The following is a 26,945-nucleotide window of genomic DNA, read 5'->3' on the forward strand; positions in this document are numbered from 1 at the left end:
ATGAACGACTTCTGGCAACACTGCGCGACCCGTCTCGAACAAGAGCTCACGCCTCAGCAGTTCCGTACCTGGATCAAACCGCTGGCGCCGCTCGATTTCGACGAACAGGCGCGCACGCTCAAGATTGGCGCACCCAACCGCTTCAAGCTGGATTGGGTGAAGAGCCAATTCTCCGGGCGCATCCAGAGCATGGCGTCGGACTATTGGAATGCCCCGATCGAAGTGACGTTCGTCCTTGATCCGAAGGCCGGTTTGCGGATGCCCTCTTCCACAACGGTGACCCCGCCGTCGGCACCGAGTGCCGCGCCCGCTCCCGTGCCGACGACCGTCGCGCGCGCCAATCCGACTGCGGCTGCCGCCCACGCGGCCGTGGCTGGCGCGAATGGCAATCACGCGGCAGATGCCGCAGCGCTCGATGGTGAACGTCCCGATCTGGAAGCGAGCGAAGCCGAAGCCGTGCGTCGCAATTGGCGTGTCACGCCGCAGGAGCCGGCGCAAGTCGCTGAAGTCGAGTCGATCTACGAGCGCTCGAAGCTCAATCCGGTACTGACGTTCGACAACTTCGTGACGGGTAAGTCGAACCAACTCGCCCGTGCCGCCGCGATTCAGGTGGCGAACAACCCGGGGACTTCGTATAACCCGTTGTTCCTGTACGGCGGCGTCGGTCTCGGTAAGACCCACTTGATCCATGCCATCGGCAACCAGTTGCTGGCCGAGAAGCAGAACCCGCGCATTCGTTACATCCACGCCGAGCAGTACGTATCCGACGTGGTGAAGGCGTATCAGCGCAAGGCATTTGACGAATTCAAGCGCTATTACCATTCGCTCGATCTGCTGCTGATCGACGATATTCAGTTCTTCTCGGGCAAGAGCCGTACGCAGGAAGAATTCTTCTATGCGTTCGAGGCGCTGATCGCGAACCGTGCGCAGGTGATCATCACGAGCGACACGTATCCGAAGGAAATCACCGGAATCGACGACCGGCTGATTTCGCGTTTCGATTCGGGGTTGACGGTGGCCATCGAGCCGCCCGAACTCGAAATGCGCGTGGCGATCCTGATCAAGAAGGCGCAGGCCGAAGGCGTGGGATTATCGGAGGACGTGGCGTTCTTCGTCGGTAAGCACCTGCGCTCGAACGTTCGCGAACTGGAGGGTGCGCTGCGCAAGATTCTGGCTTACTCGAAGTTCCACGGCCGCGAGATCACGATCGAGCTGACGAAGGAAGCGCTGAAGGATCTGTTGACGGTTCAGAATCGTCAGATTTCCGTCGAGAACATTCAGAAGACGGTCGCCGATTTTTACAATATCAAGGTCGCCGACATGTATTCGAAAAAGCGTCCTGCCAATATTGCACGGCCGCGGCAGATTGCGATGTATCTGGCGAAGGAACTGACGCAGAAGAGCTTGCCGGAAATCGGCGAACTGTTCGGTGGCCGCGACCATACGACGGTGCTGCACGCGGTACGCAAGATTGCGGAAGAGCGAGGCAAGGATGCGCAGCTCAATCACGAGTTGCACGTGCTGGAGCAGACGCTCAAGGGGTAACGGCCAGCGACGGCGCAGGGGGATGGGCGGGGTTGCCTGCATCCCTGTGGATAAGCTGGGTGCGGTTTGGGGGAAAGAGGCGTTTTCGGGCACAATAGCGGATCGGCGCACAATGCGTCCCCGGCTCGTCCACAGCGTTTTCCGCCCTGTTATCCCATCTGCAAGCGATTGATTGATAAGGGAATCTTCGGGTTTTCAGCAGAAACTGGCACCCGTTAACAGTTACTACGAAGGATAAATATGCAATTGGTCAAAACTCAACGAGACAATCTGCTGCGGCCGCTGCAAATTGTGAGTGGCATCGTCGAGCGTCGCCACACGTTGCCGATTCTGGCCAATTTGCTGATTCGCAAGCACGGACAGGACATTTCCTTCCTGTCGACCGACCTTGAGTTGCAAATCACCACGACCGCCGACTGCGGTGCGGGCGCCGACGATGTGGCGACGACCGTGGCGGCGCGCAAGCTGCTCGACATCCTGCGTAACATGCCGGACGCCGAAGTGGCGCTTTCGCTGTCGGACAAACGTCTGACGGTACAGGCGGGCAAGAGCCGTTTCCAGTTGCAGACGCTGGCGGCTGAGGATTTCCCGACGGTGGCCGAGGCCAACGACTACGCTGCGAGCTTCGCGCTTCCGCAGCGTGCGTTCCGCCAACTGTTGGGCATGGTGCACTTCGCGATGGCGCAGCAGGACATCCGTTACTACCTGAACGGCATGCTGCTGGTGGTCGAGGGCGAGAAGATCGAAGCGGTCGCGACGGACGGTCACCGTCTGGCGTACTGCAATACGACGATTGCCGGTGAGAAGTTCGCGCGTCAGGAAGTGATCATTCCGCGCAAGACGATTCTCGAGTTGCAGCGTCTGCTCGAAGACATCGACGATCCTGTGCAGATCGACGTGGCGCCGAGCCAGGTCAAGTTCCGCTTCGCGAACGTCGAACTGGTGTCGAAGCTGGTCGAGGGCAAGTTCCCCGACTTCAACCGCGTGATCCCGAAGGGTTACAACAAGAGCTTCGTGATCAGCCGCGAAGAGCTGCATCGATCGCTGCAACGTGCGGCGATCGTTACGTCGGACAAGTTCAAGGGTGTGCGTTTCCTGGTGAGCGAAAACCAGTTGAAGATCAGCGCGAACAACACCGAAAACGAAGAAGCGCAGGAAGAAATCGAGATCGATTACACGGGCGAGTCGGTGGACATCGGCTTTAACGTGACGTATCTGCTCGACGTGCTGTCGAACCTGAAGGTCGAGCAAGTGAAGGTGAGCCTTGGCGATGCCAATTCGAGCGCACTGATCACCCTGCCGGACAACGACGAATTCAAATACGTCGTCATGCCGATGCGCATTTGAGCGGATATTCCGCCATACGCGCCGTCACATATGCGCGAAGGGGCCGAGCGCCCCTTTGGCGTTTCTAGAGAATTATCCTTTTGCGGGATAAGCGGCCTTCGGAGCGCCAAAAGCGTGCGGGGGGCGGCAGGTCATGAAGCAGTAATTCGTCAGCAATGACGCAGTAACCGGAAGATTGTCATGAGCGAACAGCAAAAGCAGGCCGAAAACGGCTACGGCGCAGCCTCCATCCAGATCCTCGAAGGTCTGGAGGCTGTACGCAAGCGTCCCGGCATGTACATTGGCGACACGTCGGACGGCACGGGCCTGCATCACCTGGTTTTCGAGGTATTGGACAACTCGATCGACGAGGCATTGGCGGGTTACTGCGACGACATTCACGTCGTCATTCACGCCGACAACTCCATTTCCGTGACGGACAACGGTCGCGGCATTCCCACGGGCATCAAGTTCGACGACAAGCACGAGCCGAAGCGTAGCGCGGCGGAAATCGTGATGACGGAACTGCACGCGGGCGGCAAGTTCGACCAGAACAGCTACAAGGTGTCGGGCGGTCTGCACGGCGTGGGTGTGTCGTGCGTGAACGCACTGTCGACCTATCTGAAGCTCACCGTGCGTCGCGACGGCAAGAAGCACTTCATGGAGTTCCACCAGGGCGTGCCGCAGAACCGCGAGCTCGAGATGGTCGACGGTGTCGAGACGTCGCCGCTCAAGCTGCTGGGCGACACCGACAAGCGTGGCACCGAGGTGCACTTCCTGGCCGACGAAACGATCTTCGGCAAGGTCGAATACCACTACGACATTCTCGCCAAGCGCATGCGCGAGCTGTCCTTCCTGAACAACGGCGTTCGTATTCGTCTGACGGATCAGCGCACGGGCAAGGAAGACGATTTCGCCTTTGGCGGCGGCGTGAAGGGTTTCGTCGAGTACATCAACAAGTCGAAGACGGTGCTGCACCCGACCGTGTTCCACGTGATGGGCGAGCGCGACGGCATCGGCGTGGAAGTCGCCATGCAGTGGAACGACAGCTACAACGAAACGGTGCTGTGCTTCACGAACAACATTCCGCAGCGTGACGGCGGCTCGCACTTGACGGGTCTGCGTGCGGCGATGACGCGCGTGATCAACAAGTACATTGCCGAGAGCGAGATTGCCAAGAAGGCGAAGGTCGAGACGACGGGCGACGACATGCGCGAGGGTCTGACCTGCGTGTTGTCGGTGAAGGTGCCTGAGCCGAAGTTCTCGTCGCAGACGAAGGACAAGCTGGTGTCGTCGGAAGTGCGTGCGCCGGTGGAAGAGTATGTGGCGAAGGCGCTTGAGGACTTCCTGCAAGAGACGCCGAACGACGCGAAGATCATCTGCACGAAGATCGTGGAAGCGGCGCGTGCGCGCGACGCGGCGCGCAAGGCGCGTGAAATGACGCGTCGTAAGGGCGTGCTCGACGGCGTGGGTCTGCCGGGCAAGCTGGCGGACTGCCAGGAGAAGGATCCGGCGCTGTGCGAAATCTACGTGGTCGAGGGCGACTCGGCAGGCGGTTCGGCCAAGCAGGGTCGCGACCGTAAGTTCCAGGCGATTTTGCCGCTGCGCGGCAAGGTGCTCAATGTTGAGAAGGCGCGCTTCGACAAGCTGATTTCGAGCGAGCAGATCGTGACGCTGATCACGGCACTGGGCTGTGGCATCGGCAAGGACGATTACAACATCGACAAGTTGCGTTACCACCGCATCATCATCATGACCGATGCTGACGTGGACGGCGCGCACATCCGCACGTTGTTGCTGACGTTCCTGTACCGTCAGGTGCCGGAGCTGATCGAGCGTGGTTACGTGTATATCGCGCAACCGCCGCTGTACAAGGTCAAGCACAACAAGGACGAGCGTTACATCAAGGACGAAAGCGAGCTGGCGCAGTACATGCTGAAGCTGGCGCTGAACAATGCCGAGCTGACGCCGTCGACGGGCGCCGCCCCGATTTCGGGCGATGCGCTGGGCGAACTGACGCGCAGCTATCAGTTGTCGGATGGCGTGATCGAGCGTCTGAGCCGCCTGTACGAGCCGTCGGTGCTGACGGCCGTGACCGAGGGCGTCGAGATCAATCTGGACACTGAGGAAGCGGCAGCGAAGTCGGCGAAGGCGTTGGAAGCTGCGCTTAGCAATGACCCGCTGGCCCCGGAGATCACCATCACGGCAGTGACGGAAGAAGTCGAGAACGCCGACCCGGTGGTCTCGCTGCGCGTGGACCGTCGTCATCATGGCAACGTGAAGGTCACCGTGATCGATCCGGACTTCCTGCAGACGGCGGATTACGCGCAACTGCAAAAGACGGCGGAAACGTTCAAGGGTTTGATCGGCGAAGGTGCAACGATCAAGCGCGGCGAACGCTCGCAGCCGGTGACGAACTTCAAGTCGGCCATGAAGTGGCTGATGGCGGACGCCGAGAGCAAGCTCTCCAAGCAACGTTATAAGGGCCTGGGCGAGATGAACGCGGAACAGCTGTGGGAAACCACGATGGACCCGTCGGTGCGCCGCCTGCTGCGCGTGCAGATCGAAGACGCGATTGCAGCGGATGGCATCTTCACCACGCTGATGGGTGACGATGTCGAGCCGCGTCGTGCGTTTATTGAGAGCAATGCGCTGCGGGCTGGGAATATTGACGTTTGATGGTGTCACGTCGATAAAAGCAGCACCCAAAAAAATGGTTCATCGCGCAATAGCGTGGAGGGATTTGACAAGTTTTCGTACTCTTGATGGCAGGAATTTGCCATCAGGAGTGCGTGGAGATGCTGGATCGCAAGCTGCTGGAGTCGCTGGGAGGCTGGCAGGGCTATGCCGTCGAACGCGTGGAGTGGCCCGAGGGCACAGGGCGCACGCTGTCGATCTATTTGAAGCCAACCGCCAAGGTGATGCTGTGCGAGCAGTGCGGCGCACGATGTCGCCAGGTCCATGAGACCACGGTGCGCCGGGTGCGAGATCTGCCGTTATTTGAGTACCGGGTTGTTCTTCATGTTCCACGCCGGCGCTTGTTGTGTGAGCAATGCGGTGGCCCGCGCCTGGAGCGGCTTACTTGGCTGGGTCGCTACCAGCGGGTGACGGATCGGCTTGCGGCGGCCTGCAGCCAATTGCTGCAATCGAGCAACGTGCAGGCGGTGGCGAGGTTCTTCGAGCTGGGTTGGCATACCGTCAAGACGCTGGACAAGGCCCGGCTCCGAGCGTCAGTGCGCGAACCGGATTGGTCCAGGATCGAGTATTTAGCGATGGACGAGTTCGCCCTGCATAAAGGGCATCGGTACGCGACGGTAGTCGTCGATCCGATCAGCAGGCAGGTGCTGTGGATCGGCCCAGGACGCTCACGCGAGACGGCTCGGGCGTTCTTCGAGCAATTGCCGCGTGGGGTCGCCCAACGCATCAAGGCCGTAGCCATCGACATGACTACGGCCTACGAGTTAGAAATCCAGGCCCACTGCCCACGGGCGGAGATCGTCTATGACTTGTTCCATGTCGTGGCCAAGTACGGACGAGAGGTCATTGATCGGGTGCGCGTGGATCAGGCCAACCAACTGCGCCAGGACCGTCCCGCGCGCCGGGTCATCAAATCGAGCCGCTGGCTGTTATTGCGCAACCGCGACAAGCTAGACCGGCAGCAGGCCGTCCGGCTCGACGAATTGCTGCAAGCCAACCAGCCGCTGCTGACGGTCTATGTCCTGAGGGACGAACTCAAGCGGCTCTGGTTCTACCGAAGACCTGCCTGGGCAAAACAAGCCTGGCACCACTGGTGCGAGCAGGCCGAGCAAAGCGGAATAGCCCCCTTGAACACCTTCGCTCAGCGTCTGAAAGGCTATCTGCATGGCATCCTGGCCAGATGCCGACATCGTCTAAACACCAGCATCGTTGAGGGCATTAACAACACTATCAAGGTCATTAAGCGGCGCGCCTACGGCTACCGAGACCAGGAATACTTCTTCCTCAAAATCCGCGCCGCCTTCCCCGGTAATGCTCAATGAACCAAAAAAATGCCCCATAAGCCAAAAACTTATGGGGCATTTTTTATTGCAGACGTTAGTCAGACGCGGACCAATCAACCGTCAACAAACGCATCTTCCAGCAAGAAATTGGGCACACCCTACGCAAACTCATGCACGCGTCGAGCGCGCTTTGGCACCGACTGTGTGGATGCAAACATCAAACCGAAAACGGTCCGGGAAGTGAACTGCCCCCCAAGGTCGAATTCATGTCCAACGCTTGGGGGCCAGTTCAAATCAATGGCTGGGATTACTTCTGCGTGTGAGCAACAACCCAACGACGACAACGATGATTGCGACACCGACTGCTGTAAGCAAATCTGTCTCCTGTTATGAACGGTGTGGATGTGGCGCGGCGTCAGGACGTGAGTCGCTCTTGCATCGGATCGTGACGCGTGAGACACCGTGGATTGTGATTCAACCAAAAGCCCCTCGGATCTTGCGACCCGAGGGGCTATCACCGGCCAAACCAGCACCAAACGAGAATCGCTAATGACTGATCATCCACGGCCTGCCCGCGGGACGTTTCAGCCCGTCTGACGTCGCTGTCCCTGCGAGAGCCACCTTCCCTCCCGAGCAGCAGCTACACCCCGCCCGATGCCTTAGCGTCGACGCATCCCCAGACTGACGCGGCGCATTCGCAGCTCGCTCGTTCGTTGCATGCGCGGTACGGCTTGCATTTCCCATTAACGCCAACGCCGGTGCCGTAATCACTCTCGAGGCTTCCCCTCCACACTCAGGGCAATGACACGGGTCATCGCGATCGGCAATCCGGCGCATCACCGCGAACGTTCCACAGTCCGCACATTCGAAGTCGTATATCGGCATGGCTATCTCCGTTGCGTTCGACGCATCAGGACTTCGCCACATCTGGCGAACACGGCATATCGACCCCACCCTTCACATGCTTCACCGGACCATCGGCATTCGGGCGAATATCGAAGTCGAAGATCTGCGTGGGCAGCCAGAGCGTTGCGCAAGCATTCGGAATATCGACGACACCACTGATATGCCCTTGCACCGGCGCGCATCCCAGAATCGAATACGCCTGCGCACCCGAGTAGCCGAACTTCTTCAGATACTCGATGGCGTTCAGACACGCCTGGCGATACGCAGCCGTCACATCCAGATAGTGCTGTCCACCGTGTTCGTCGACAGAGATACCTTCAAAGACCAGATAGTCGTTGTACGTCGGCGTGATCGGACTCGGCTGGAACACCGGATTGCGGACGCCGTATTTCTCCATGCCGCCCTTAATCACGTTCACGCGCATATGTACCCAGCCAGCCATTTCAATCGCGCCGCAGAACGTGATCTCTCCATCGCCCTGACTGAAGTGAAGATCGCCAACGGACAGCCCAGCCCCATCCACATATACCGGGAAGAAGATCTTCGAGCCACGTGACAAATCCTTGATGTCGCAGTTGCCGCCATGCTCGCGAGGCGGCACTGTGCGCGCACCGGATGCCGCCGCTTTCTCTTTCGCCGCACCCGATAATTTCCCCATATGCGCGGTCGCCGCAAACGGCGGATTCGCGAGCGGCGGCACCCGTTGCGGTTCCTTCGCGATCAAACCGGTCTCACGCGCATTCCAGGTCTCAAGCAACTTCGGATCCGGCAAACAACCGATCAATCCCGGGTGAATCAGCCCCGCGAAATTCACGCCCGGAATATGGCGCGAACTCGTGTACAGCCCGTGAAAGTCCCAGATCGATTTCTGTGCGTGCGGATAGTGATCCGTCAAAAATCCGCCACCGTTCGTCTTCGAGAAGAAGCCGTTGAATCCCCACTGACTATCCGATTTCGCACCGATGTCCAACAGATCCACCACAAGCAGGTCGCCCGGCGCAGCGCCCTTCACACCGACAGGCCCTGACAAGAAATGGACGATAGAAAGATCGATGTCGCGAACGTCGTCCGCGCTGTCGTTGTTCTTGATGAAGCCGCCGGTCCAGTCGTAGGTTTCGAGAATGAAGTCGTCGCCGGGCTTGACCCAGCAGGCCATTGGAATGTCCGGATGCCAACGATTGTGGACTTGTTCGTTTTCGTAGGCGGATTGGTTCAGGTCGACCTTGATGAGAGTTTCTGCCATTGCGCTCGCTCCTGGTAATGGGCCAGTGGGGGACACCAGCGACCAAACAGACGCCTGATGGCGTCGGATTCACACACAGAGGTATTCGAGAACTGCGGACATCAACGACACAGTCAAAGCACTGATGCGAAGAAGGGACGTGGAGAATCGATGTATGGAGACAAATAGGTAAAGGGCCGTCAGGCAGCACAATCACTTTGCACTACGTCTAATCACGGCACAAACCACCGTATTTGCCCTGATATTTTTGTTTTTCGATCATATCGCGATCCTAATTGGTGCAAAATACTTTCTCTTCAAAAGAATAAGCACCATCGATGGGCATCCGAGATGAAATATCAATCACTTGACGATTTTCTGCGCGCCGCCGCCGAGCGCAACCCCGGCCAACCGGAATTCCTGCAAGCTGTCACGGAGGTGATGGAAAGCCTTTGGCCGTTCATATCGCAACATCCCAAATACGCCGAGCACGGTCTGCTGGACCGCCTGGTCGAGCCGGAGCGCACCGTCATGTTCCGCGTCTCGTGGGTCGACGATCACGGCGACGTGCAGGTCAATCGCGGCTATCGCATTCAGCACAGCTCCGCCATCGGTCCGTACAAGGGCGGCCTGCGGTTCCATCCGTCCGTCAATCTCTCGATCCTGAAGTTTCTCGCCTTCGAGCAGACCTTCAAGAACGCCCTCACGACCCTGCCGATGGGCGGCGGTAAAGGTGGCTCCGACTTCGATCCCAAGGGCAAGAGCCCCGGTGAAGTCATGCGCTTCTGTCAGGCATTCGTCACCGAACTCTTCCGTCATGTCGGCAGCGATACCGATGTGCCTGCGGGCGACATCGGCGTCGGCGGTCGCGAAGTCGGCTTCATGGCCGGGATGATGAAGAAACTCTCCAACCGCGCCGATTGCGTCTTCACCGGCAAGGGCTTGTCCTTCGGCGGATCGCTGATCCGGCCCGAGGCCACCGGCTACGGCACCGTGTACTTCGCAGAAGAAATGCTCAAGCAGACCGGGCGCAGCTTCGAAGGCTTGCGCGTCAGCGTCTCCGGCTCGGGCAACGTCGCACAGTACGCTGTGGAAAAGGCGATGGCGCTAGGTGCGAAGGTCGTCACCGTGTCGGATTCGAGTGGCACCGTCGTGGACGAAGACGGTTTCACCAGCGAAAAACTCGCTGAACTGATGGACGTGAAGAACCATCACTACGGACGTGTGAGCGACTACGCCAAACGTACCGGCAGCAAGTTCCTCGCGGGCGAGCGCCCGTGGCATATCCCGGTCGACGTCGCGTTGCCCTGCGCCACGCAAAACGAACTCAATGCCGACGACGCCGAAACGCTCATCAAAAACGGCGTGATCTGCGTCGCGGAAGGCGCCAACATGCCGTCGACGAACGAAGCGGCGAAGCGCTTCGAGAGCAAGGGGATTCTGTACGCGCCGGGCAAGGCCAGCAATGCCGGTGGCGTTGCGACGTCAGGGCTTGAGATGAGCCAGAACGCCATGCGCATCTCCTGGCCGCGCGAGGAAGTCGATGCGCGTCTGCACGACATCATGCGAAGCATTCACGAGGTCTGCCTGCATCACGGCCGTCGTGCGGATGGCTCGGTGAGCTACGTCAACGGTGCCAACGTCGCGGGCTTCGTCAAGGTCGCCGACGCTATGCTGGCGCAAGGCGTGATCTGATCGGGATGCTCTGATCGCATCACAAAAAAGCGCTGTCGTAAAAGGCAGCGCTTTTTCATTCGCGGAAGACGACACTATGCCCGAATCAACCCCCCACATCCCCGATGTCGTAGAACACAACCGCGCCGCCTGGGATCGTCAGTCGGCGAAACAATGCGAATGGTCGCGTCCCGTGGGGGCCGACGTTATCGCCGCAGCGCGCAAGGGCGTCTGGCGTGTGCACCTCACGCCGTCGCCACTGCCTGCCGGTTGGTTGCCGGATGACGTTCGCGGTCTTCGCGTGCTGTGTCTCGCGTCCGGCGGCGGTCAGCAAGCACCGGTGCTTAGCGCCGCGGGCGCAGACGTCACCGTGCTGGACGTTTCCTCTGCACAGCTCGCCCAGGACGACATGGTCGCGCAACGCGACGGCCTCACGCTCACGACGCTGCAAGGCGACATGCGCGATCTTTCGATGTTTGAAGACGCCTCGTTCGACGTCATCTTTCATCCGATATCGAATCAATACGTGCCGGATATTCGCCCCGTCTGGCGTGAATGCTCTCGTGTGCTTCGCCCGGGCGGACGACTGCTCAGCAGCTTCTTCAATCCGGCGGTGTTCGTCGCCGACCGCAATCCCGAGGACGCGAAACAAGGCATTATTCGCCCGCGTTTCAAAGTGCCCTATTCGGATGTCCGCGATCTGACGCCAGACGAACTTGCTGCAAAGCAATCCGCTGGCGACGCGCTCGTCTTCGGACACAGTCTCAGTGAGCAGATCGCCGGACAACTCGAAGCGGGGTTCATGTTGAAAGGCTTTCTGGAAGACGAGCAGCCGAATCCGCGCTTTGTCATCGACCGATTCATGCCGACATTCATCGCGACCTACGCCGTGAAGCGCTGACGTCAAATTGCCTCAGATCACCCCTGCACCGGTATCCAGATCTCCAGCGTCCCCGCGCCGGTGACAGGGTCGAAATCGGCGCTGTAGCGCTCGAAGTCGGGTGCGTCGGCGGCTTGCAGTCCCGACTGTGGCAGCCATTGATGCCAGATCGTGTGGACGGTCTTGTGAATCGTGGAGATGTGGGCCTTGTGTTCGACTTCGATAAACCAGAGCGCTTTGGCAACCGGATGCATGGCATTTCCGAGAACGCGTCGGCGTGACTATAGGGCAGTGCTGCGAAGGCCATTTGATCGTTCTTGCGTGCAACGTTCAGCCGCCTGCTTTCATCAATCGCCAGAACGTCGTGCGACCGATGCCCAGCGCGCGGGCGGCGGCGGCGCGGTTGCCGGCGGCGGCTTGCAAGGCGGCAAGGGCGGCGTCGCGCGTGACGGCTTCACGTGCGGCGGCGTCCGGCGATGTCGGCGACGGACCATCGCCCCCGCGCTTTTGCGTGCCCAATCGCGCCAACTCGGGAAACACTTCGTGAAGCGTCTGTGCGTGACGCGCGACATCGGTATCGAGATAGATGGCCGCACGGGCCAACAGATTCTCCAGTTCGCGCACGTTCCCCGGCCAGTCGTAGCGATCGAACAGCGGTGTGAGCACGTCGAGAATGGGCTTCGACGCCCGCGCGTCCAACCCGTAATGCGCAGCGTTTCGCGCGAGCAATGTCTGCGCGAGCAGACGAATGTCGTCGCGCCGCTCGCGCAGCGCAGGCAGCGTCACTTGCAGAAGATTCAGACGGAAGTAGAGATCGGCACGGAAGCGTCCCTCGGCGACCAGCGCGTTGAGATCGCGATGCGTGGCGGCGATCACACGCACGTCCACCGGTACCGGCCGCCCCGACCCCAGCCGCATCACCTCGCGCTCCTGCAACACACGCAGCAAACGGCTTTGCATCGCCGCTGGCATCTCGCCAATCTCGTCGAGAAAGATGGTCCCCGTGTGCGCGATCTCGAACAACCCGGCCTTGCCGCCGCGACGCGCGCCCGTGAAAGCCCCCTCGTCGTGCCCGAACAACTCGCTCTCGATCAATCCCTCCGGTAACGCCGCACAGTTGAAGGCGACGAACGGATTGCCGCGTCGCGCGCTGGCGTTGTGAATCCCCTGCGCCACCAGTTCCTTCCCGGTGCCGCTCTCGCCCGTGAGCAGCACCGTCGCGTCGTGCGCGGCCCCCGCGCGGGCGAGACGGCGCACCTTCTCGATCTGCGGCGAGTCGCCGACCAGTTCGGCAAGCTCATGCTTCGCTACGAGATGCTTCGGGCGCTGCGTCGTGCGAAGCGACCGGTCGATGCGCTGCGCCATCTGGGCGTCCTGCACGGTGACCACCGCCCCCGAGCGCATGCCGTGTTCGTAGATCGGCACGCAACTCGTGATGAACGCACGGCCGTCGATATGCGCGAGCCGCTCCTCGACGGCAACGCCATCGTCCGACAACTCACGAAGCAGCGGCCCGAGCTTGCGTGTGAGTTCGAACTGGCGCGCGCCGTGCGTGGCGACCCGCTCGGCGTCGACACCCAACAGCGTGAACATCGCCGGATTCACCGCTTCGAGCTGACCGTTGTCGTCGAACGCCGCGACGCCGTCGCGCATGTGCGCCACGATGGTGTTCAGACGCATGCGTTTCGACTCTTTCTCGCGGCTCACGCGTGCGAGTTCCACCGACCGCTCGAAGGCTTCTTCCACCGCGCCGAGCGAATAGAGGAAGACGTGCTCCAGCCCCGCCTCCTGCGCGAAGTCGCACGCCATGCCGGGGCCGATGATGACCTTGCAGCCTTGCGCGGCCAGCGTGTCGACGGCGTCCTGTACCTCGTCGACGGAGCGATACGCGCGCTGACGAATCTGGATCTTGAGCAATTGCCCGAGGTCGTCCAGCTCGCGCGAGACGGTTTCGTGCAGCACGAGACCGAGCGGCTGGTCGGGCCATGTCGTCGTCGCACGTGTGATGGCGCTGAGCACGTCGAAGCCGTTGACCTTCACCGTCACGACTGGCACCGAGAGGTTCTCGCGCAGATACGCGCCGTTCGACCCGGCGGCGAGTACGACGTCGACCGCGCCCGACTCCACATACGACTGCAACGCCGTGACCGCCGCACCGTAGCCTTCGCGTACGGAGTAGAAGCGCGCGCGGTCGGTGTAACGCGGCGCGACCGTCTCGCAAAGGGTTTGCAAACGGCTGATGCTCACGAGGGCGATGCCCGGGCGACGAGCACGAGGATCGAGCGGCGCGGGCGTGACGTGGCGCGGCGGCACCGCGTCGGAATGGCTGGGGGGCATGACGTTGACTCCGGACTGCGCTGACGGCGTGATGAAACGTTTCATCGCGTGTGCGACACCGCAAGGACCCGCTCCGATTCGCGCTATCGACGTTCCGAATCGGCGTTCAGCGAGCGTTCCATAAGCGTTTCGCGAGCGTTTCATGAAACGTTCCAAATTCTGTTCGCCGATTTTGCCACATCCGCAAGAAACGGACTGCCCAGCGCAAGTCGCTGATTCGATGGTGGAATTTTCGGCATTCTCAAGTGACGTCGCGTCTGGCATGCCGCTTGCGAACGGTCTTTCCATGTACCCGATAACTCACACGGAGACCGTCATCATGACCACCGCGACTGCACAACGCCGCGCCGAATTCCGCCGAAAGGTCGAGGCCCGCCAGGGGCTGCTCGTGCCCGGCGCTTTCAACGCCCTCTCGGCACGCGTCATCGAAGACGCTGGTTTCGAGGCGATTTATCTGACCGGCGCGGGCGTCACCAACATGTCGCTCGGTCTGCCCGATCTGGCGTTCGTCGGACTGGCCGAGATGGCCGAACACACGGCGCGTGTGCGCGACGCCGTGTCGCTGCCGATCATCGTCGACGCCGACACCGGGTTCGGCAACGCACTGAACGTGCGTCACACGGTGCGCGTGCTGGAGCGCAGCGGCGCGGACGCCATCCAGTTCGAAGATCAGGTGCTGCCCAAGAAGTGCGGCCATTTCAACGGCAAGGCCGTGATCTCCGCCGACGAGATGGTGGGCAAGCTTCGCGCCGCCGTCGATGCCCGCGAAGACGGCAACCTGCAAATCATCGCCCGCACCGACGCGGCTGCCGTCGAAGGGATCGAAGCGGCTATCGAGCGCGGCCGCCGTTTCATCGAAGCCGGTGCCGACATCCTCTTCATCGAAGCGACGGAGACGCTGGCCGACATCGAACGTCTGCCCGCACTGTTCGATCGTCCGCAACTGATCAACATCGTCATCGGCGGAAAGACGCCGACGCAATCGCAGCCGCGTCTGGCCGAACTGGGCTACGGCATCGTGTTGTACGCGAACGCCGCGCTGCAAAGCGCCGTACTTGGTATGCAAAAAGCGCTCGGCACGCTGCGCGACAGCGGGCGTCTGGACGAAGACCCGTCGCTGGTGGTGCCGTTCGCAGAGCGCCAGCGTCTGGTGAACAAGCCGTTCTACGACGCCCTCGACAAAAAGTACGCCGCCGACTGACCGGCGCCGCGCTCGACCTTCGCAAGTCGGTGACGCATCGAATCAGGTGCGTCGCCCGTTCTATCCCAAGCCGCACCGCATTGCCGCAATTGAGCATCACTGCATCACGGCATCAAACAAAAAGCATCGGAGACAGATTGTGACGCCCCCCTCGGATTCCCTCGCCGCACGTCAACCCCATTCGCGCAACGCTACCGCCACGACCGCGCGCGCGCCCGTCAAGATCGGCTCCATCGTCGGTGGCCTCGCGGGCAACCTGATCGAGTGGTACGACTTTCTCGCTTACAGCATCTTCTCGATCTATTTCGCGAAGGCCTTTTTCCCCGGCGACAACCCGACCGTCCAGCTGATGAACACGGCAGCCATTGCGGCGGTCGGTTATGTGGCGCGTCCGTTGGGCAGTTGGCTCATCGGCCTGTACGCCGACCGTCGCGGCCGTAAGGCGGCCCTCACGGGCTCGGTGCTGGCGATGAGCGTCGGCTCCATGATGATCGCGCTCACGCCCGGCTACGCGACCATCGGCATCTTCGCGCCTATCGTGCTGATCGCGGCACGCTTGCTGCAAGGTCTGTCGATGGGGGGCGAGTACGGCACCAGCGCGACGTATCTGAGCGAAGTGGCACCGGAGAACCGCAAAGGCTTCTTCCTCGGCTTCCTGCAAGTGAGCGTGGTGGCGGGACAACTCGTTGCACTGGGGCTCATGCTGGTGATGCAGCGCTGGTTGCTGACGGCTGAGCAGATCGAACACTGGGGATGGCGTATTCCGTTCGTGCTGGGCGGCGTGCTGGCGCTGTTCGCGTTGTACATGCGTCGCAACGTGACGGAGAGCGAGGCGTTCGTCGACAGCGCGAAGAAGCGCGAGACGTCGATTGCACGCGAGGTGTTCGCGCACTGGCGTCAGATTCTGCTCGCCATCGGCATCACGATCGGTGGCACGGTCGCGTTCTACACGTTCACCGTCTACATGCAGAAGTTTCTGGTGAACTCGGTCGGCCTCACGAAAGAGACGTCGACGTTCGTCTCCACGCTCGCCCTGCTGCTTTACATGCCGCTGCAACCGCTGTTCGGGCTGCTGTCGGACGTGATCGGCCGTCGCAAGGTGCTGATGATCTTCGGCGTGAGCACCACGCTCTTCTCCGTGCCGCTTTTCACGGCGCTTAGCCACACGAAAGACCCGCTGGTGGCGTTTGCACTGTCGTTCGCCGGTCTCGTGATGCTCTCGGGCTTTACGTCGGTGCACATGCTGGCGAAAACGGAGCTGTTCCCACCGCGTATTCGCGCGCTCGCCGTGGGCTTCCCGTATGCGCTGACAACGGCGATTCTCGGCGGCACGACGGAGTTCGTGGCGCTGCGCTTCAAGGCGAGCGGTCACGAGTCGTATTTCTACTGGTACGTGACGATCTGCGCGGCGATTTCGCTCGTCGTCTATCTCAAGATGCCGGAGACGCGCGGGCGCAAGTTCGACTGAGCGCTTTCCCGTGCGTGTTGACGGGCAGATTCCCGGCTTCCGCCGGATTCGCGAAATCCGGTGACGGATCCGCAAGGTGCGTTAGCCCAGGCGTGGCATCGTGGGCCGACTACCGCTGCGGAGTTCCGTCCATGATGCTGTCGCCGATCCTCGACCTCAGTCTTGTCCCGCCGTCCGACGCGGAGGAATGGTGCCGCACGAGCGCGACGCCTGACGTCGCGTGCGATCTCGAAGGCGCGTTCAACGTTCCCGGACCGTCGTGGGCACTGCCGTTTCCGATCGTGCCGCCTGACACCGACACGGCGTTTCGTTTCCAGTCCGATTTTCTGGGACTGGGCGACGACGCGTACAACGACATCGTCACGCAATGGATCTGCGCCGTGCAGCACGGGAGCGGTACGCTCGCCTGGCGCGCGTTCGTCGCCCGATGGCAAATGCGGATTCCGGGCGGGCATGGCCGCTACACGCTGTTCGGGTTTCTGATGCAAAAGTTCGGCAGGATCGACATGCGCCTTCGTCCGGCCGCGCTCGAATGCTTCCTGACGGACGGCCCCGACGGACGCGCGGCGGTGCAGCGTCACTGGCATCGGGTGGGGCTGGGGATGTTCTCGCGCGAGCATTGGCCATGGGTGCAACGGCTGCTGCGTCGGGCGGGCATGCTGCGGTGACTGTCGGCGAAGAAGGTGAGGAAGGTGACGAAGGCGCTGAAGAAAAGCGACGCAGGAAACGAAAAAGGCAGACGACCTTTCGATCTTCTGCCTTCTGAAACCTTGGTGCCGACGGCGAGACTCGAACTCGCACAGCTTTCGCCACTACCCCCTCAAGATAGCGTGTCTACCAATTTCACCACGTCGGCTTTGTCCCGCAAGGGAGCGCGATTGTAACGGGAAAATGGGTTTTTGTGAATGCTTCGCGCGCCGCGCAACCGTCTTGCGCGCGCGACGCGCTCATCACGGACACCTCCACGAGAGAGATATACGTGCGGTATATCTCACGCCGCCAGCCGTTGCGAGGCGCCGACCACCGTCAGCGCTGGCGCGTGCGCACCGCCAAAGCCGTGCGAATCCATGCCGTGTCCGTCGCGCAGACGGAAGCGGGCCACCGTCTCCGCGAGCATGCGCGCCTGTTCGCTGAGCATGGCCGACGCGGCTGCGGACTCTTCCACCAGCGCGGCGTTTTGTTGCGTCGCCTGATCCATCTCCGACACCGACCGGTCGATCTGGCTGATGCCCGCGCTTTGCTCGGTCATCGCGCCGTGAATCTCGCTCACCAGACGCTGGACCCGAGTGATGCCGTCGACGATCTCATGCATCGTCGTGCCGGCCGCCTGCACGCGTTCCGTGCCGCTCTTCACGTTCTGCACGGACGTCTCGATCAGGCCCTTGATTTCCTGTGCGGCGGCTGCGCTGCGTTGTGCCAGCGTACGCACTTCGCCGGCGACCACGGCAAAGCCACGGCCCTGCTCGCCCGCCCGCGCCGCTTCCACGGCGGCGTTGAGTGCCAAGATGTTCGTCTGGAAGGCGATGCCGTCGATCACGCTGATGATTTCCGTAATGCGTTCCGACGACTGCGTGATGGCGGCCATCGTGCCCACGGCGTCGGTCACGACCTGGCCCCCGCGTGCGGCGGCGGCGCTCGCGTCGTTGGCCAGCCGCGTTGCATGCTCGGCGGTGTCGGCCGTCTGCTTGACGCTCGACGTCAGTTCCGTGAGCGCGGACGACGTCTCCTGCAACGACCCGGCCGATGCCTCGGTCCGCTGCGACAGATCGCGGTTGCCCATTTCGATCTCGCTCGTGGCCGACGTCATCGACGACACGCCGGTGCGCACGTCGAGCATGACCGAGCTAATCTTGTCGACGAAGGCGTTGAACGACTTCGAGATCTGCGCGACTTCGTCATGACCGGTGACGTCCAGACGCTGGGTCATGTCGCCGTCGCCCGAGCCGATGGTGTCCATTGCATCGCGCACGATCGACAGGCGCTTGAAGGCGCGCGAGGTGAAGATCGAGGCAATCAGCAGCGCGACGAGCGTGAGCACCACCAGCGTGACGATGGTGGCCGTGAGCACGTGCGTGAGACCCGACGTGGCTTCCGCGCGGTCGAGCGCGACCACCAGATACCAGTCCGTGCCGGGAATGCGCCTGGCCTTGAGCAGCTTGACCGCGCCGGACAGTTCCATCGAGACCGGTGCCGCGCCGTCGGCAGCCATGCCCGGCAGCGAGTCGGCGGTCAGCGCGGCGCTGACGTCGGTGGACGGTTTGAGCGAGTACTTGCTGTCCGGGTGAGCGATCACCTGACCGTCGCTGGCGACGACCAGCGCGAGGCTCGACGGTGTGGGGTGCACGGCCTTGATGATGTCCTGCACGCCGGTGAGCGCCACAGCGCCGCTGATCGCACCGGTCGTCTGGCCGTCGCGCACGAGCGGCGCGGTGAAGGCCACATAAGGAATGCCCGTCGACGAATCGCCGTATGGCTTGGTGACGGTCAGCTTACCGGCCGCGACCGCGCTCTTGTACCAGGGGCGAGCCGTCGGATCGTAGTCCGCCGGGGTGGGCGCGGTGGAGAAGAACGTCTTGTCCGACCAGCCGATGCTGGTGATCGGGAAGTCGTTGGTCTTGCCCATGAGCTTCACGAGACCGGTGGGGTCACCCTTTTCCACCACTTGCGACGTGGCGACGACCGCCTGCGCCTTGTCGGCCGCCCAGCGCTCGACGGTGCCTGCGTTGCCGTTGGCCACGGCCGAGAGCGTGTGCTCGATACTGGACATCATGCTGTCGCGCACGATCACGTAGGTCGTAACGCCTGAGAGGATCAGTGCGCCCACGACCGTCAGACAGGTGATGAGCAGAATCCGGGTTCGCAACGAAGTGACTTTCATGGGCTTTCATCGGTAGGCCCGCGTGCGAGCCGTTGATTGGGGGCGACCGCTCGGGCGGATTGGGGGCATCCGAGCAGCGAAACAGTGATTCCATTACGTCCTTGCTCTCTGCGCTTACGGCTGGGCGGCGCAATAACTTTAGTGAGCAGGAATCAACGCCCGTGTGCTGCGCTTCAACGGCAGGCCCGATGCCCTTCAACGGTGCCTTCGACCGGTGGTTTTCTGTTTCTCATTTCGGTTGTTGAAACGTCGACGACTTTGCGTCCGGGTCATCGTCGTCGTGCGTCCTTTCGTCGATGAACGGCGAATCGGTATCGGGATTTCCCTGCCGCAACGCGAGGCGGGCCTCGTTCGCGAGCGCTTCATAGCGGCTGCGGAAACGAGTCAGTTCCTTTTCGTCGAGTTCTTCGAGATCGAGCAAGGCGTTGTGTGCGCCCTCCATCGCGCGAATCAGCTCATCGAGCTTGATGTGCATGGCCGCTGTGTCGCGGTTTTGCGTGTTCTGTATGAGGAAGACCATCAGGAAGGTGACGATGGTGGTCGACGTGTTAATGACCAGTTGCCAGGTGTCGCTGTAATCGAACAGCGGGCCGGTGACCGCCCAGAGCAGTACCAGCGCGACTGCCAGCACAAAGGTGGGCGGCCGCCCGGTCAGCGTTGAAAGGTAGCTCGAAAACTTCGAAAACCATTTGCCGTTCATGACCGTCTCCCGTGGATTGAAACGATAGACGGATGATGGCATAGGTGGGCCGCGCGTCGAATTCGGAATGCTTGAGCGCGTTCGCGATATCCAAGGGTTTCCCCAGACGGGTGACGCGCCAATGTCACAAGGGACTCCCGACGGCTTCACATTGCCAAAGTCCCAGGGCAGAAAGCGCAAGTGTGCCGTGCTATCGGTGCCAATCTGAAACGCCCATCTGTTTAAGGAGTTGCGCCATGCCTAGGGTCGAAAGCGCGAATACGAATGCGGCAGCTTATGCGACGCCAATGTCGTCCCAGCCCGTCAAGTCGGACGCCAGTCCACAAGACGAAAACCAATTGGTGAAAGCCGTGATCTATACGTTCGGTATGCGAATTAAATAACTTCGGGCCTATTTCGGGTCCGCCACGCGGTTACGTCGGCGAACCTTCTCATACATCGAATTCGGCCACGCGCTATGCGGGGTATCCGGCGTGCAGAGTCCTGAACGTGATGTCGATCCGATCCCGTTAAGCGGACGTGAAGAGTGCGATTCGAGAGCACTATTACGGACAGGACACCAGGACGAACCCTGATTCGGTCCGGGGCTTGAGCGATGATGGAAAGCGGCGCGTTTTCGATGCCATTGTCAACCAGCGCGATTTATCGCATGAGAGAGTCGGGGAAGTTCAGTGCGGTGGCATGGCAGCCGTCGGCGAACTCATCGTCATGCGTCGGGAAGAGGATGCAGCGATCTTTGCCGAGTGCTGTGAACAAATCGATGAGCACGGCGCGTGAAGGACCGTCGAGGCCCCCGGTGGGTTCGTCTGCCAAGATGACACGCGGTGCGCCGAACAATATCGCCGTCAGATAGAACTTGCGACGTGTACCCGTCGACATCTGCTCGAAGCGCTTTTCCATGTGCGGCGTCAGGCTGAAGCGCTCAGCGAGATCGAGGACGTCTGCGCTCACGCTCACCCGGCGCTGTGCCGCCCGTTGCTCAAGAAAGCCTCGGCCCGTTTGCATGGGTGCCGTCATGCAATCGAACGGCACGACGGCCAACGCGGCCTTTGCGGCGTCGGGATCGCTCTGCATCGAACGTCCGTCGATCCATACCTTTCCATTCCCTGCATCCACCGTGCCTGCGAGCATGCCGAGCAGCGTGGTCTTGCCACCCCCGCCTTCGTCGCGCAATGCGAAGCAGCCGGGACCGGCGCTGAAACGCAGATGCTCGAAAAGGGTGAAATCGTCGAAACGTCGGGTAAGCCCTTCGAAGCGCAGCAGCGGTTCCTGAGAGATGGCGTCGCTCATTTCAGGTAGGCCTTGATGACGTGAAGCAAGGGCGCCAGTTCGGCTTCCCGCTGCGCCTGATCGGGTTCGTTAATGACGTGATCGACGAAATGACCCTCGATCACCGCGCCCATCAGTCCGTTGATCGCGCCGCGAATGGCAGCGATCTGCTGGAGGATCTCGACGCAGTCGTCCTCCTGCGTCAACTGACGCTCCAATGCCTGCGTCTGCCCCTGAATGCGGCGCACGCGCGCTAACAACTTGTTCTTGTCCCGGATCGTGTGCACGGTCTGCCGCGCTCCTGTCTGTCACGAATTAGATGGAAAAAATGCTAACACAAATATACTGGGCGGGGGTATATTGCGCTCGTGACGTCTTTCTATCGAGCCATGTGACATGACCGAATTCTCGACCCTTCTCCAGCAAGGCAATGCCTGGCTTTTCATTCCGAGCGCCATCCTGCTCGGCGCGCTGCACGGCCTTGAACCGGGGCATTCGAAGACCATGATGGCAGCGTTCATCGTGGCGATTCGCGGCACGATCGGGCAGGCGGTGCTGCTCGGGTTGTCGGCGACGGTCTCGCATACGGCTGTGGTGTGGCTTGTAGCGATGGCGGGGCTGTACTTCGGACGCAACTGGAACGCCGACGCGACCGAGTCGTACTTTCAGGTGGCTTCGGGAGTGTTGATCCTCATCGTGGCGGGATGGATGCTGTGGCGCACGTGGCGCGATAACCGCGAAGCGAAAGCGCATTCGCATGGCCACGACGTGCACGACGACCATCACGACCACGACCACGGTCACGATCATGGCCATCGTCACGATCGTCCGGCGAAGGCGCTAACGCGCGGGAGTCCGGTGGTGTCCGTCGGATCGAGCGAGTATCAGGACGCCCACGAACGCGCACATGCGCGCGACATCGAAAAGCGCTTTGCCGGACGCGAGGTGACCACAGGCCAGATCGTCATGTTCGGTCTCACGGGCGGGCTGGTGCCCTGCCCCGCGTCCATCACGGTGCTGCTGCTGTGCCTGCAACTCAAACGCTTCGCGCTGGGTGCCGGATTGGTGCTGTGCTTTAGCATCGGGCTCGCGCTGACGATGGTCGCCTCCGGCACGGTGGCGGCACTCAGTGTGCGCCATGTGTCGAAGCGGTGGAGCGGGTTCGGCGAATTCGCACGCAAAGCACCGTATCTCTCGGGTGCGGTGATCGTGCTGGTCGGTGTGTACGTCATCTATCAGGGCGCGTCGCACATGCTTCTCAACGTCTAAATCGTATCGGTCCTCACACGCGTGGACGTCATGATCGTCTACCGTAGAACGAAACGACAGGTGGGCGAACGTTTTGCGACGTCACATCGGGATTGGGCGAAATATCGGCAGTTATCAAGGCGAAGACCCCAACGTGGATCCGCTGCAAGATGAATCCAAAAGGTCCACGGCAGTAACCCAAAGGGCGTCTACAGATCGGAGCCACTATGAAATCTCCATTCACCGAAGGAGATGGATCATGGAATCGATTTCAAATAGTCCGGTCGTCAATAAGCCGCTATCGCCTGCCGAAATACCTCCCGATGCTCGGTTAGATACGGCGCCGACGATACCCTCGGATCTGCGGTTCGCGGCACCCGCCTCGTTGGAGGTCGTGTGGGAAGGCGAAACCGGGTGGAAAGGGCGAGGGCGTCTGCCGGAATTGGTCGCCCGCTATTGGCTGTACGCAAAAGGAAGCCCTGAGTACGCGCGCTTCAAGGCCGATTTTCGGGAGGCCGTAAAGGTGCGGTTGGACATCGATAATTCTGCGAACGCTCGCGACGGACTGGAGTCTTTGCTACGTAGTTGTCCACAACAGTTTCGGGGTTTCCCGGCGAACGAGTACCTCGAACTGTTCACTTGCCACTGTCCCGACGGCGAAAAGGATGAGATCAATGGATTGATGGCGTTTTCCGGGATCACCGGATCCGATTCAAAGTCGGAGATGCGTCGGGTGATCGGCAGAATTTTAGTGTCCGCCCTTGGCGCTCAAGACGAACGCAACACAAGGGCAGTGCCAGCGAGTGATCTGAAGCATTCGCTGAGTCAGTGCCTCGAGCACGTGGGAAAGATCGACAGTGACTCATCACGGCAATTTGTGTTGGATCTGCTGGGTGATATCCGTGATGTAGACGAGAAACATCGTCTGAATGCGTTGAGAAAATACTGCGAAATCATTCCGGAGAGAATCAAGCAGATTCCTCAGTCGGAACTTCAGGAGTTACCAGCGATTCTCGCGCTCAACGATGCAGACACTTCTGGTGCACTCAAGTGTCTCGGAGTAACGACCGGCCACGTCTTCCTGCCGCAGGGGATTTTTGCGGACTGGAAGGAAGTCGCGAGTCTGCGGCCGGATGTGCCGGGCGATCAGAAAAAGCGCACAGATTTCGCGAATCAACTGAGGCAAAAGATCGACAAGATCGTCGATGACGGCAGGGATGCGAATTTTGTCATGCGGGAGGTCGTCCTGAGGTTGGGCCGCCTCGACGAAGATACCCAGGCGGCCGGTGCCAAGTTGTTGCGAGAGTTCTTCAAGAAGGATCTGTCGAGAATGGCGGCGGCACTTGGGGGTAATAATTTGGTTCATCGCGCAATAGCGTGGAGGGATTTGACAAGTTTTCGTACTCTTGATGGCAGGAATTTGCCATCAGGAGTGCGTGGAGATGCTGGATCGCAAGCTGCTGGAGTCGCTGGGAGGCTGGCAGGGCTATGCCGTCGAACGCGTGGAGTGGCCCGAGGGCACAGGGCGCACGCTGTCGATCTATTTGAAGCCAACCGCCAAGGTGATGCTGTGCGAGCAGTGCGGCGCACGATGTCGCCAGGTCCATGAGACCACGGTGCGCCGGGTGCGAGATCTGCCGTTATTTGAGTACCGGGTTGTTCTTCATGTTCCACGCCGGCGCTTGTTGTGTGAGCAATGCGGTGGCCCGCGCCTGGAGCGGCTTACTTGGCTGGGTCGCTACCAGCGGGTGACGGATCGGCTTGCGGCGGCCTGCAGCCAATTGCTGCAATCGAGCAACGTGCAGGCGGTGGCGAGGTTCTTCGAGCTGGGTTGGCATACCGTCAAGACGCTGGACAAGGCCCGGCTCCGAGCGTCAGTGCGCGAACCGGATTGGTCCAGGATCGAGTATTTAGCGATGGACGAGTTCGCCCTGCATAAAGGGCATCGGTACGCGACGGTAGTCGTCGATCCGATCAGCAGGCAGGTGCTGTGGATCGGCCCAGGACGCTCACGCGAGACGGCTCGGGCGTTCTTCGAGCAATTGCCGCGTGGGGTCGCCCAACGCATCAAGGCCGTAGCCATCGACATGACTACGGCCTACGAGTTAGAAATCCAGGCCCACTGCCCACGGGCGGAGATCGTCTATGACTTGTTCCATGTCGTGGCCAAGTACGGACGAGAGGTCATTGATCGGGTGCGCGTGGATCAGGCCAACCAACTGCGCCAGGACCGTCCCGCGCGCCGGGTCATCAAATCGAGCCGCTGGCTGTTATTGCGCAACCGCGACAAGCTAGACCGGCAGCAGGCCGTCCGGCTCGACGAATTGCTGCAAGCCAACCAGCCGCTGCTGACGGTCTATGTCCTGAGGGACGAACTCAAGCGGCTCTGGTTCTACCGAAGACCTGCCTGGGCAAAACAAGCCTGGCACCACTGGTGCGAGCAGGCCGAGCAAAGCGGAATAGCCCCCTTGAACACCTTCGCTCAGCGTCTGAAAGGCTATCTGCATGGCATCCTGGCCAGATGCCGACATCGTCTAAACACCAGCATCGTTGAGGGCATTAACAACACTATCAAGGTCATTAAGCGGCGCGCCTACGGCTACCGAGACCAGGAATACTTCTTCCTCAAAATCCGCGCCGCCTTCCCCGGTAATGCTCAATGAACCAAAAATTTTCGGCGCGTTGGCGACGGCCGTTTCAGGTGTGCGTGCGGTCGACGCCGATGGCGCGGCGCGGAAGCACTTCGGTGGGTGACCGGGCGCCCGGTTGAACGCGAACGAACCAGCGCGTGTAGCGCTGCACGTCGACGGGCAAGGCGCGCGAGAGCATGTCGAGCACGCGATCGGTGTCGTCGACCGGATAGATGCCCGATACCGGCAAGCGGGCGATCTCCGGCGCGCAGCCGAGATGCCCGCGTCGATAACGACCCAGTTCGGCGAGGAACGCGCCGAGCGGCATGGCATGCACAACGAGCATCCCTTGCGTCCACGCGGCGGCGGCGTTCGCGACGCCGACATCGTCGAAGCGCGAGCGCAGGGCCGTGTCGTCGAAGGTGGCCCCTTGCCCGGCTGTCAGCACGATGGCGGCGTCGGCCGCGTTGGCCGCGACCACGCGCACCGCGCCTTCCATGACGGCCACGGCGGCGCTCTCGTCGTGCTGACGGACCGCGAAACGCGTGCCGAGCGCCTGAAGACTGCCTTGCGCGGTGTCGACGAAGAACGGGCGATGCCCGTGATCGGCGTCAGCACCGGTAGTGATGGCGATTTCCCCGCGCACGAGCCGCAGACGACGCACGTCCTGCGAGAAATGCATGTCGACGGCGGAATCGGTGTTGAGCGCGAGGACGGTGCCATCGGCAAGCTGCACGGTGCGGCGCTCGCCGACCCCGGTACTCAGGTCGGCACGCCAGACGCGCAGGGTGTTCGAGTCGCTGGCCGACCAGAGCGCGCCCGTCACACCCGCGACAGCGATGAGGCCGAGCATGCGGCGTCGGCCCTGATTGGCATTGGCGCACACCAGCGTGTTGTGTGCAACGAGCGGAGGGATTGTCCGAAGATGCGCGCCGAAGTCCACCAGACGCTGCCACGCGAGCGCGTGTCGCGCGTCGGCTTCGTACCAGCGTTGCCAGGCGGTGTGCGTGTCGGTGTCCGCATTGTCATGGGTTCCGACCGCTTGCAGGCGGACGAACCATTCGGTGGCCGCAAGCGTGATGGCTTCCGGCAGCGGCGTGGCGGCGCTCCGGTCGGAGGGCATCGGGCGGCTCATGCGGCGTCTCCGAAGCAGCAGGCGTGCAGGGCTTTAACGATATGGCGTTGCACGGTGGCGATGGAGATACCGACGGTCTCGGCGATGTCGCGCTGCGCGAGGCCGTCGAGTTGCGACATGAGGAAGACGCGGCGCACGACAGGCGGCAGGCCGTCGAGGCGACGATCGATGTCGATGAGTGTCTGGAGCAGGATCGCGCGGGTCTCGGGGTCGGGCGCGACGGCCTCGGGCTGCGCGGCGAGCGTGTCGAGATAAGCGGCTTCGATCTTGCGATGGCGATGCAGATTGGCGACCAGCCCTTGCGCAACGACGGTGAGAAAGGCGCGGGGCTCGCGCGGGCAGACGGGGGTGTCCTTGCTGAGCAGACGCACGAAGGTGTCGTGCGCGAGGTCGGCGGCGTCGCCGTGATTGCCGAGTTTGCGATGCAGCCAGTTGCGCAGCCAGCCATGATGATCGTGATAGAGCGCGGCCACGGCGGACGCGTCCGCGCGTACGTGATCTTTGCGTCCCCCGTTGTCGTCACGCATCATGATGTTGGCTTGGTCG

At 61.4% G+C, this 26,945-nt stretch carries 22 protein-coding genes and 1 tRNA gene; 12 read left to right on the top strand and 11 right to left on the bottom strand.

The genetic code is table 11. The annotated features are described in order from the left end of the window. From dnaA to MB84_RS00020, 4 genes are all read left to right on the top strand, one after another. Positions 1 to 1,545 (top strand): chromosomal replication initiator protein DnaA, encoded by a 1,545-nt coding sequence (gene dnaA / locus MB84_RS00005; protein WP_046290264.1) that lies wholly within the window; start codon positions 1 to 3, stop codon positions 1,543 to 1,545. Between the two features lie 240 nt (positions 1,546 to 1,785). After that, entirely contained in the window at positions 1,786 to 2,892 is a 1,107-nt protein-coding gene (gene dnaN / locus MB84_RS00010; RefSeq protein WP_046290265.1) for a DNA polymerase III subunit beta, read from the top strand. Between the two features lie 180 nt (positions 2,893 to 3,072). Next, positions 3,073 to 5,550 carry a DNA topoisomerase (ATP-hydrolyzing) subunit B gene (gyrB, locus tag MB84_RS00015; protein ID WP_046290266.1) on the top strand — a complete coding sequence of 826 codons (2,478 nt, stop codon included), beginning with the start codon at positions 3,073 to 3,075 and terminating at the stop codon, positions 5,548 to 5,550. 119 nt (positions 5,551 to 5,669) lie between these two features. After that, the gene (locus tag MB84_RS00020) at positions 5,670 to 6,890 is read left to right on the top strand and encodes an ISL3 family transposase (protein WP_046289972.1); all 1,221 of its coding nucleotides are present in this window, start codon (positions 5,670 to 5,672) and stop codon (positions 6,888 to 6,890) included. Positions 6,891 to 7,397: 507 nt separating this feature from the next. On the opposite strand, the gene MB84_RS28675 is transcribed toward MB84_RS00020, so the two are convergent. Both MB84_RS28675 and fmdA read right to left on the bottom strand, forming a co-directional pair. Next, entirely contained in the window at positions 7,398 to 7,736 is a 339-nt protein-coding gene (locus MB84_RS28675; RefSeq protein WP_046290267.1) for an FmdB family zinc ribbon protein, read from the bottom strand. A gap of 25 nt (positions 7,737 to 7,761) precedes the next feature. Next, a complete protein-coding gene (gene fmdA, locus MB84_RS00025; protein WP_046290268.1) occupies positions 7,762 to 9,000 on the bottom strand; it encodes a formamidase in 1,239 nt (412 codons plus the stop codon). A 330-nt stretch (positions 9,001 to 9,330) separates the two neighbouring features. Here fmdA and gdhA point away from each other — a divergent pair, with 330 nt between their 5' ends. Both gdhA and MB84_RS00035 read left to right on the top strand, forming a co-directional pair. Beyond that, complete coding sequence (gdhA, locus tag MB84_RS00030) at positions 9,331 to 10,674, top strand: NADP-specific glutamate dehydrogenase (RefSeq protein ID WP_046290269.1); 1,344 nt, start codon at positions 9,331 to 9,333, stop codon at positions 10,672 to 10,674. 76 nt (positions 10,675 to 10,750) lie between these two features. After that, positions 10,751 to 11,554, top strand: a complete 804-nt coding sequence (locus MB84_RS00035; RefSeq protein WP_046290270.1) for a class I SAM-dependent methyltransferase — start codon at positions 10,751 to 10,753, stop codon at positions 11,552 to 11,554. A gap of 17 nt (positions 11,555 to 11,571) precedes the next feature. Here MB84_RS00035 and MB84_RS00040 read toward each other — a convergent pair whose 3' ends face one another. After that, a complete protein-coding gene (locus MB84_RS00040) occupies positions 11,572 to 11,787 on the bottom strand; it encodes a GyrI-like domain-containing protein (protein WP_046290271.1) in 216 nt (71 codons plus the stop codon). 76 nt (positions 11,788 to 11,863) lie between these two features. After that, a complete protein-coding gene (prpR, locus tag MB84_RS00045; RefSeq protein ID WP_084009974.1) occupies positions 11,864 to 13,870 on the bottom strand; it encodes a propionate catabolism operon regulatory protein PrpR in 2,007 nt (668 codons plus the stop codon). 319 nt (positions 13,871 to 14,189) lie between these two features. Here prpR and MB84_RS00050 point away from each other — a divergent pair, with 319 nt between their 5' ends. From MB84_RS00050 to MB84_RS00060, 3 genes are all read left to right on the top strand, one after another. Next, positions 14,190 to 15,071 (top strand): isocitrate lyase/PEP mutase family protein, encoded by an 882-nt coding sequence (locus MB84_RS00050; RefSeq protein WP_046293239.1) that lies wholly within the window; start codon positions 14,190 to 14,192, stop codon positions 15,069 to 15,071. A 139-nt stretch (positions 15,072 to 15,210) separates the two neighbouring features. After that, positions 15,211 to 16,539, top strand: a complete 1,329-nt coding sequence (locus MB84_RS00055) for an MFS transporter (protein WP_084009975.1) — start codon at positions 15,211 to 15,213, stop codon at positions 16,537 to 16,539. A gap of 131 nt (positions 16,540 to 16,670) precedes the next feature. Beyond that, positions 16,671 to 17,207 (top strand): hypothetical protein, encoded by a 537-nt coding sequence (locus tag MB84_RS00060; protein WP_046290272.1) that lies wholly within the window; start codon positions 16,671 to 16,673, stop codon positions 17,205 to 17,207. 103 nt (positions 17,208 to 17,310) lie between these two features. On the opposite strand, the gene MB84_RS00065 is transcribed toward MB84_RS00060, so the two are convergent. From MB84_RS00065 to MB84_RS00085, 5 genes are all read right to left on the bottom strand, one after another. Further along, a tRNA-Leu gene (locus tag MB84_RS00065) sits at positions 17,311 to 17,395 on the bottom strand. A 135-nt stretch (positions 17,396 to 17,530) separates the two neighbouring features. Next, positions 17,531 to 19,417, bottom strand: coding sequence for a methyl-accepting chemotaxis protein (locus MB84_RS00070; RefSeq protein WP_046290273.1), 1,887 nt, complete (start codon positions 19,415 to 19,417; stop codon positions 17,531 to 17,533). Between the two features lie 229 nt (positions 19,418 to 19,646). Next, on the bottom strand, positions 19,647 to 20,117 hold the full coding sequence (locus tag MB84_RS00075) for a low affinity iron permease family protein (protein ID WP_046290274.1): 471 nt from the start codon (positions 20,115 to 20,117) through the stop codon (positions 19,647 to 19,649). A gap of 642 nt (positions 20,118 to 20,759) precedes the next feature. Then, positions 20,760 to 21,407, bottom strand: a complete 648-nt coding sequence (locus MB84_RS00080) for an ABC transporter ATP-binding protein (protein ID WP_245725450.1) — start codon at positions 21,405 to 21,407, stop codon at positions 20,760 to 20,762. Next, positions 21,404 to 21,673 carry a metal/formaldehyde-sensitive transcriptional repressor gene (locus MB84_RS00085; protein WP_046290275.1) on the bottom strand — a complete coding sequence of 90 codons (270 nt, stop codon included), beginning with the start codon at positions 21,671 to 21,673 and terminating at the stop codon, positions 21,404 to 21,406. Before MB84_RS00085 ends, MB84_RS00080 begins: the two co-directional genes overlap by 4 nt. 109 nt (positions 21,674 to 21,782) lie before the next feature. Between MB84_RS00085 and MB84_RS00090 the strand changes: the two genes are divergently transcribed. From MB84_RS00090 to MB84_RS00100, 3 genes are all read left to right on the top strand, one after another. After that, complete coding sequence (locus MB84_RS00090; RefSeq protein ID WP_046290276.1) at positions 21,783 to 22,655, top strand: nickel/cobalt efflux protein RcnA; 873 nt, start codon at positions 21,783 to 21,785, stop codon at positions 22,653 to 22,655. Positions 22,656 to 22,893: 238 nt separating this feature from the next. After that, positions 22,894 to 24,243, top strand: coding sequence for a hypothetical protein (locus MB84_RS30835; RefSeq protein WP_245725451.1), 1,350 nt, complete (start codon positions 22,894 to 22,896; stop codon positions 24,241 to 24,243). Continuing rightward, positions 24,137 to 25,297 (top strand): ISL3 family transposase, encoded by a 1,161-nt coding sequence (locus tag MB84_RS00100; RefSeq protein WP_052653238.1) that lies wholly within the window; start codon positions 24,137 to 24,139, stop codon positions 25,295 to 25,297. Before MB84_RS30835 ends, MB84_RS00100 begins: the two co-directional genes overlap by 107 nt. Positions 25,298 to 25,331: 34 nt before the next feature. Here MB84_RS00100 and MB84_RS00105 read toward each other — a convergent pair whose 3' ends face one another. Continuing rightward, positions 25,332 to 26,399, bottom strand: coding sequence for a FecR domain-containing protein (locus MB84_RS00105; protein ID WP_052652792.1), 1,068 nt, complete (start codon positions 26,397 to 26,399; stop codon positions 25,332 to 25,334). Then, positions 26,396 to 26,929 (bottom strand): sigma-70 family RNA polymerase sigma factor, encoded by a 534-nt coding sequence (locus MB84_RS00110; protein WP_245725452.1) that lies wholly within the window; start codon positions 26,927 to 26,929, stop codon positions 26,396 to 26,398. The genes MB84_RS00105 and MB84_RS00110 overlap by 4 nt, the downstream gene beginning before the upstream one ends. Positions 26,930 to 26,945 lie beyond the last annotated feature (16 nt).

The organism is Pandoraea oxalativorans (assembly GCF_000972785.3).
Taxonomy (GTDB): Bacteria; Pseudomonadota; Gammaproteobacteria; order Burkholderiales; family Burkholderiaceae; genus Pandoraea; species Pandoraea oxalativorans.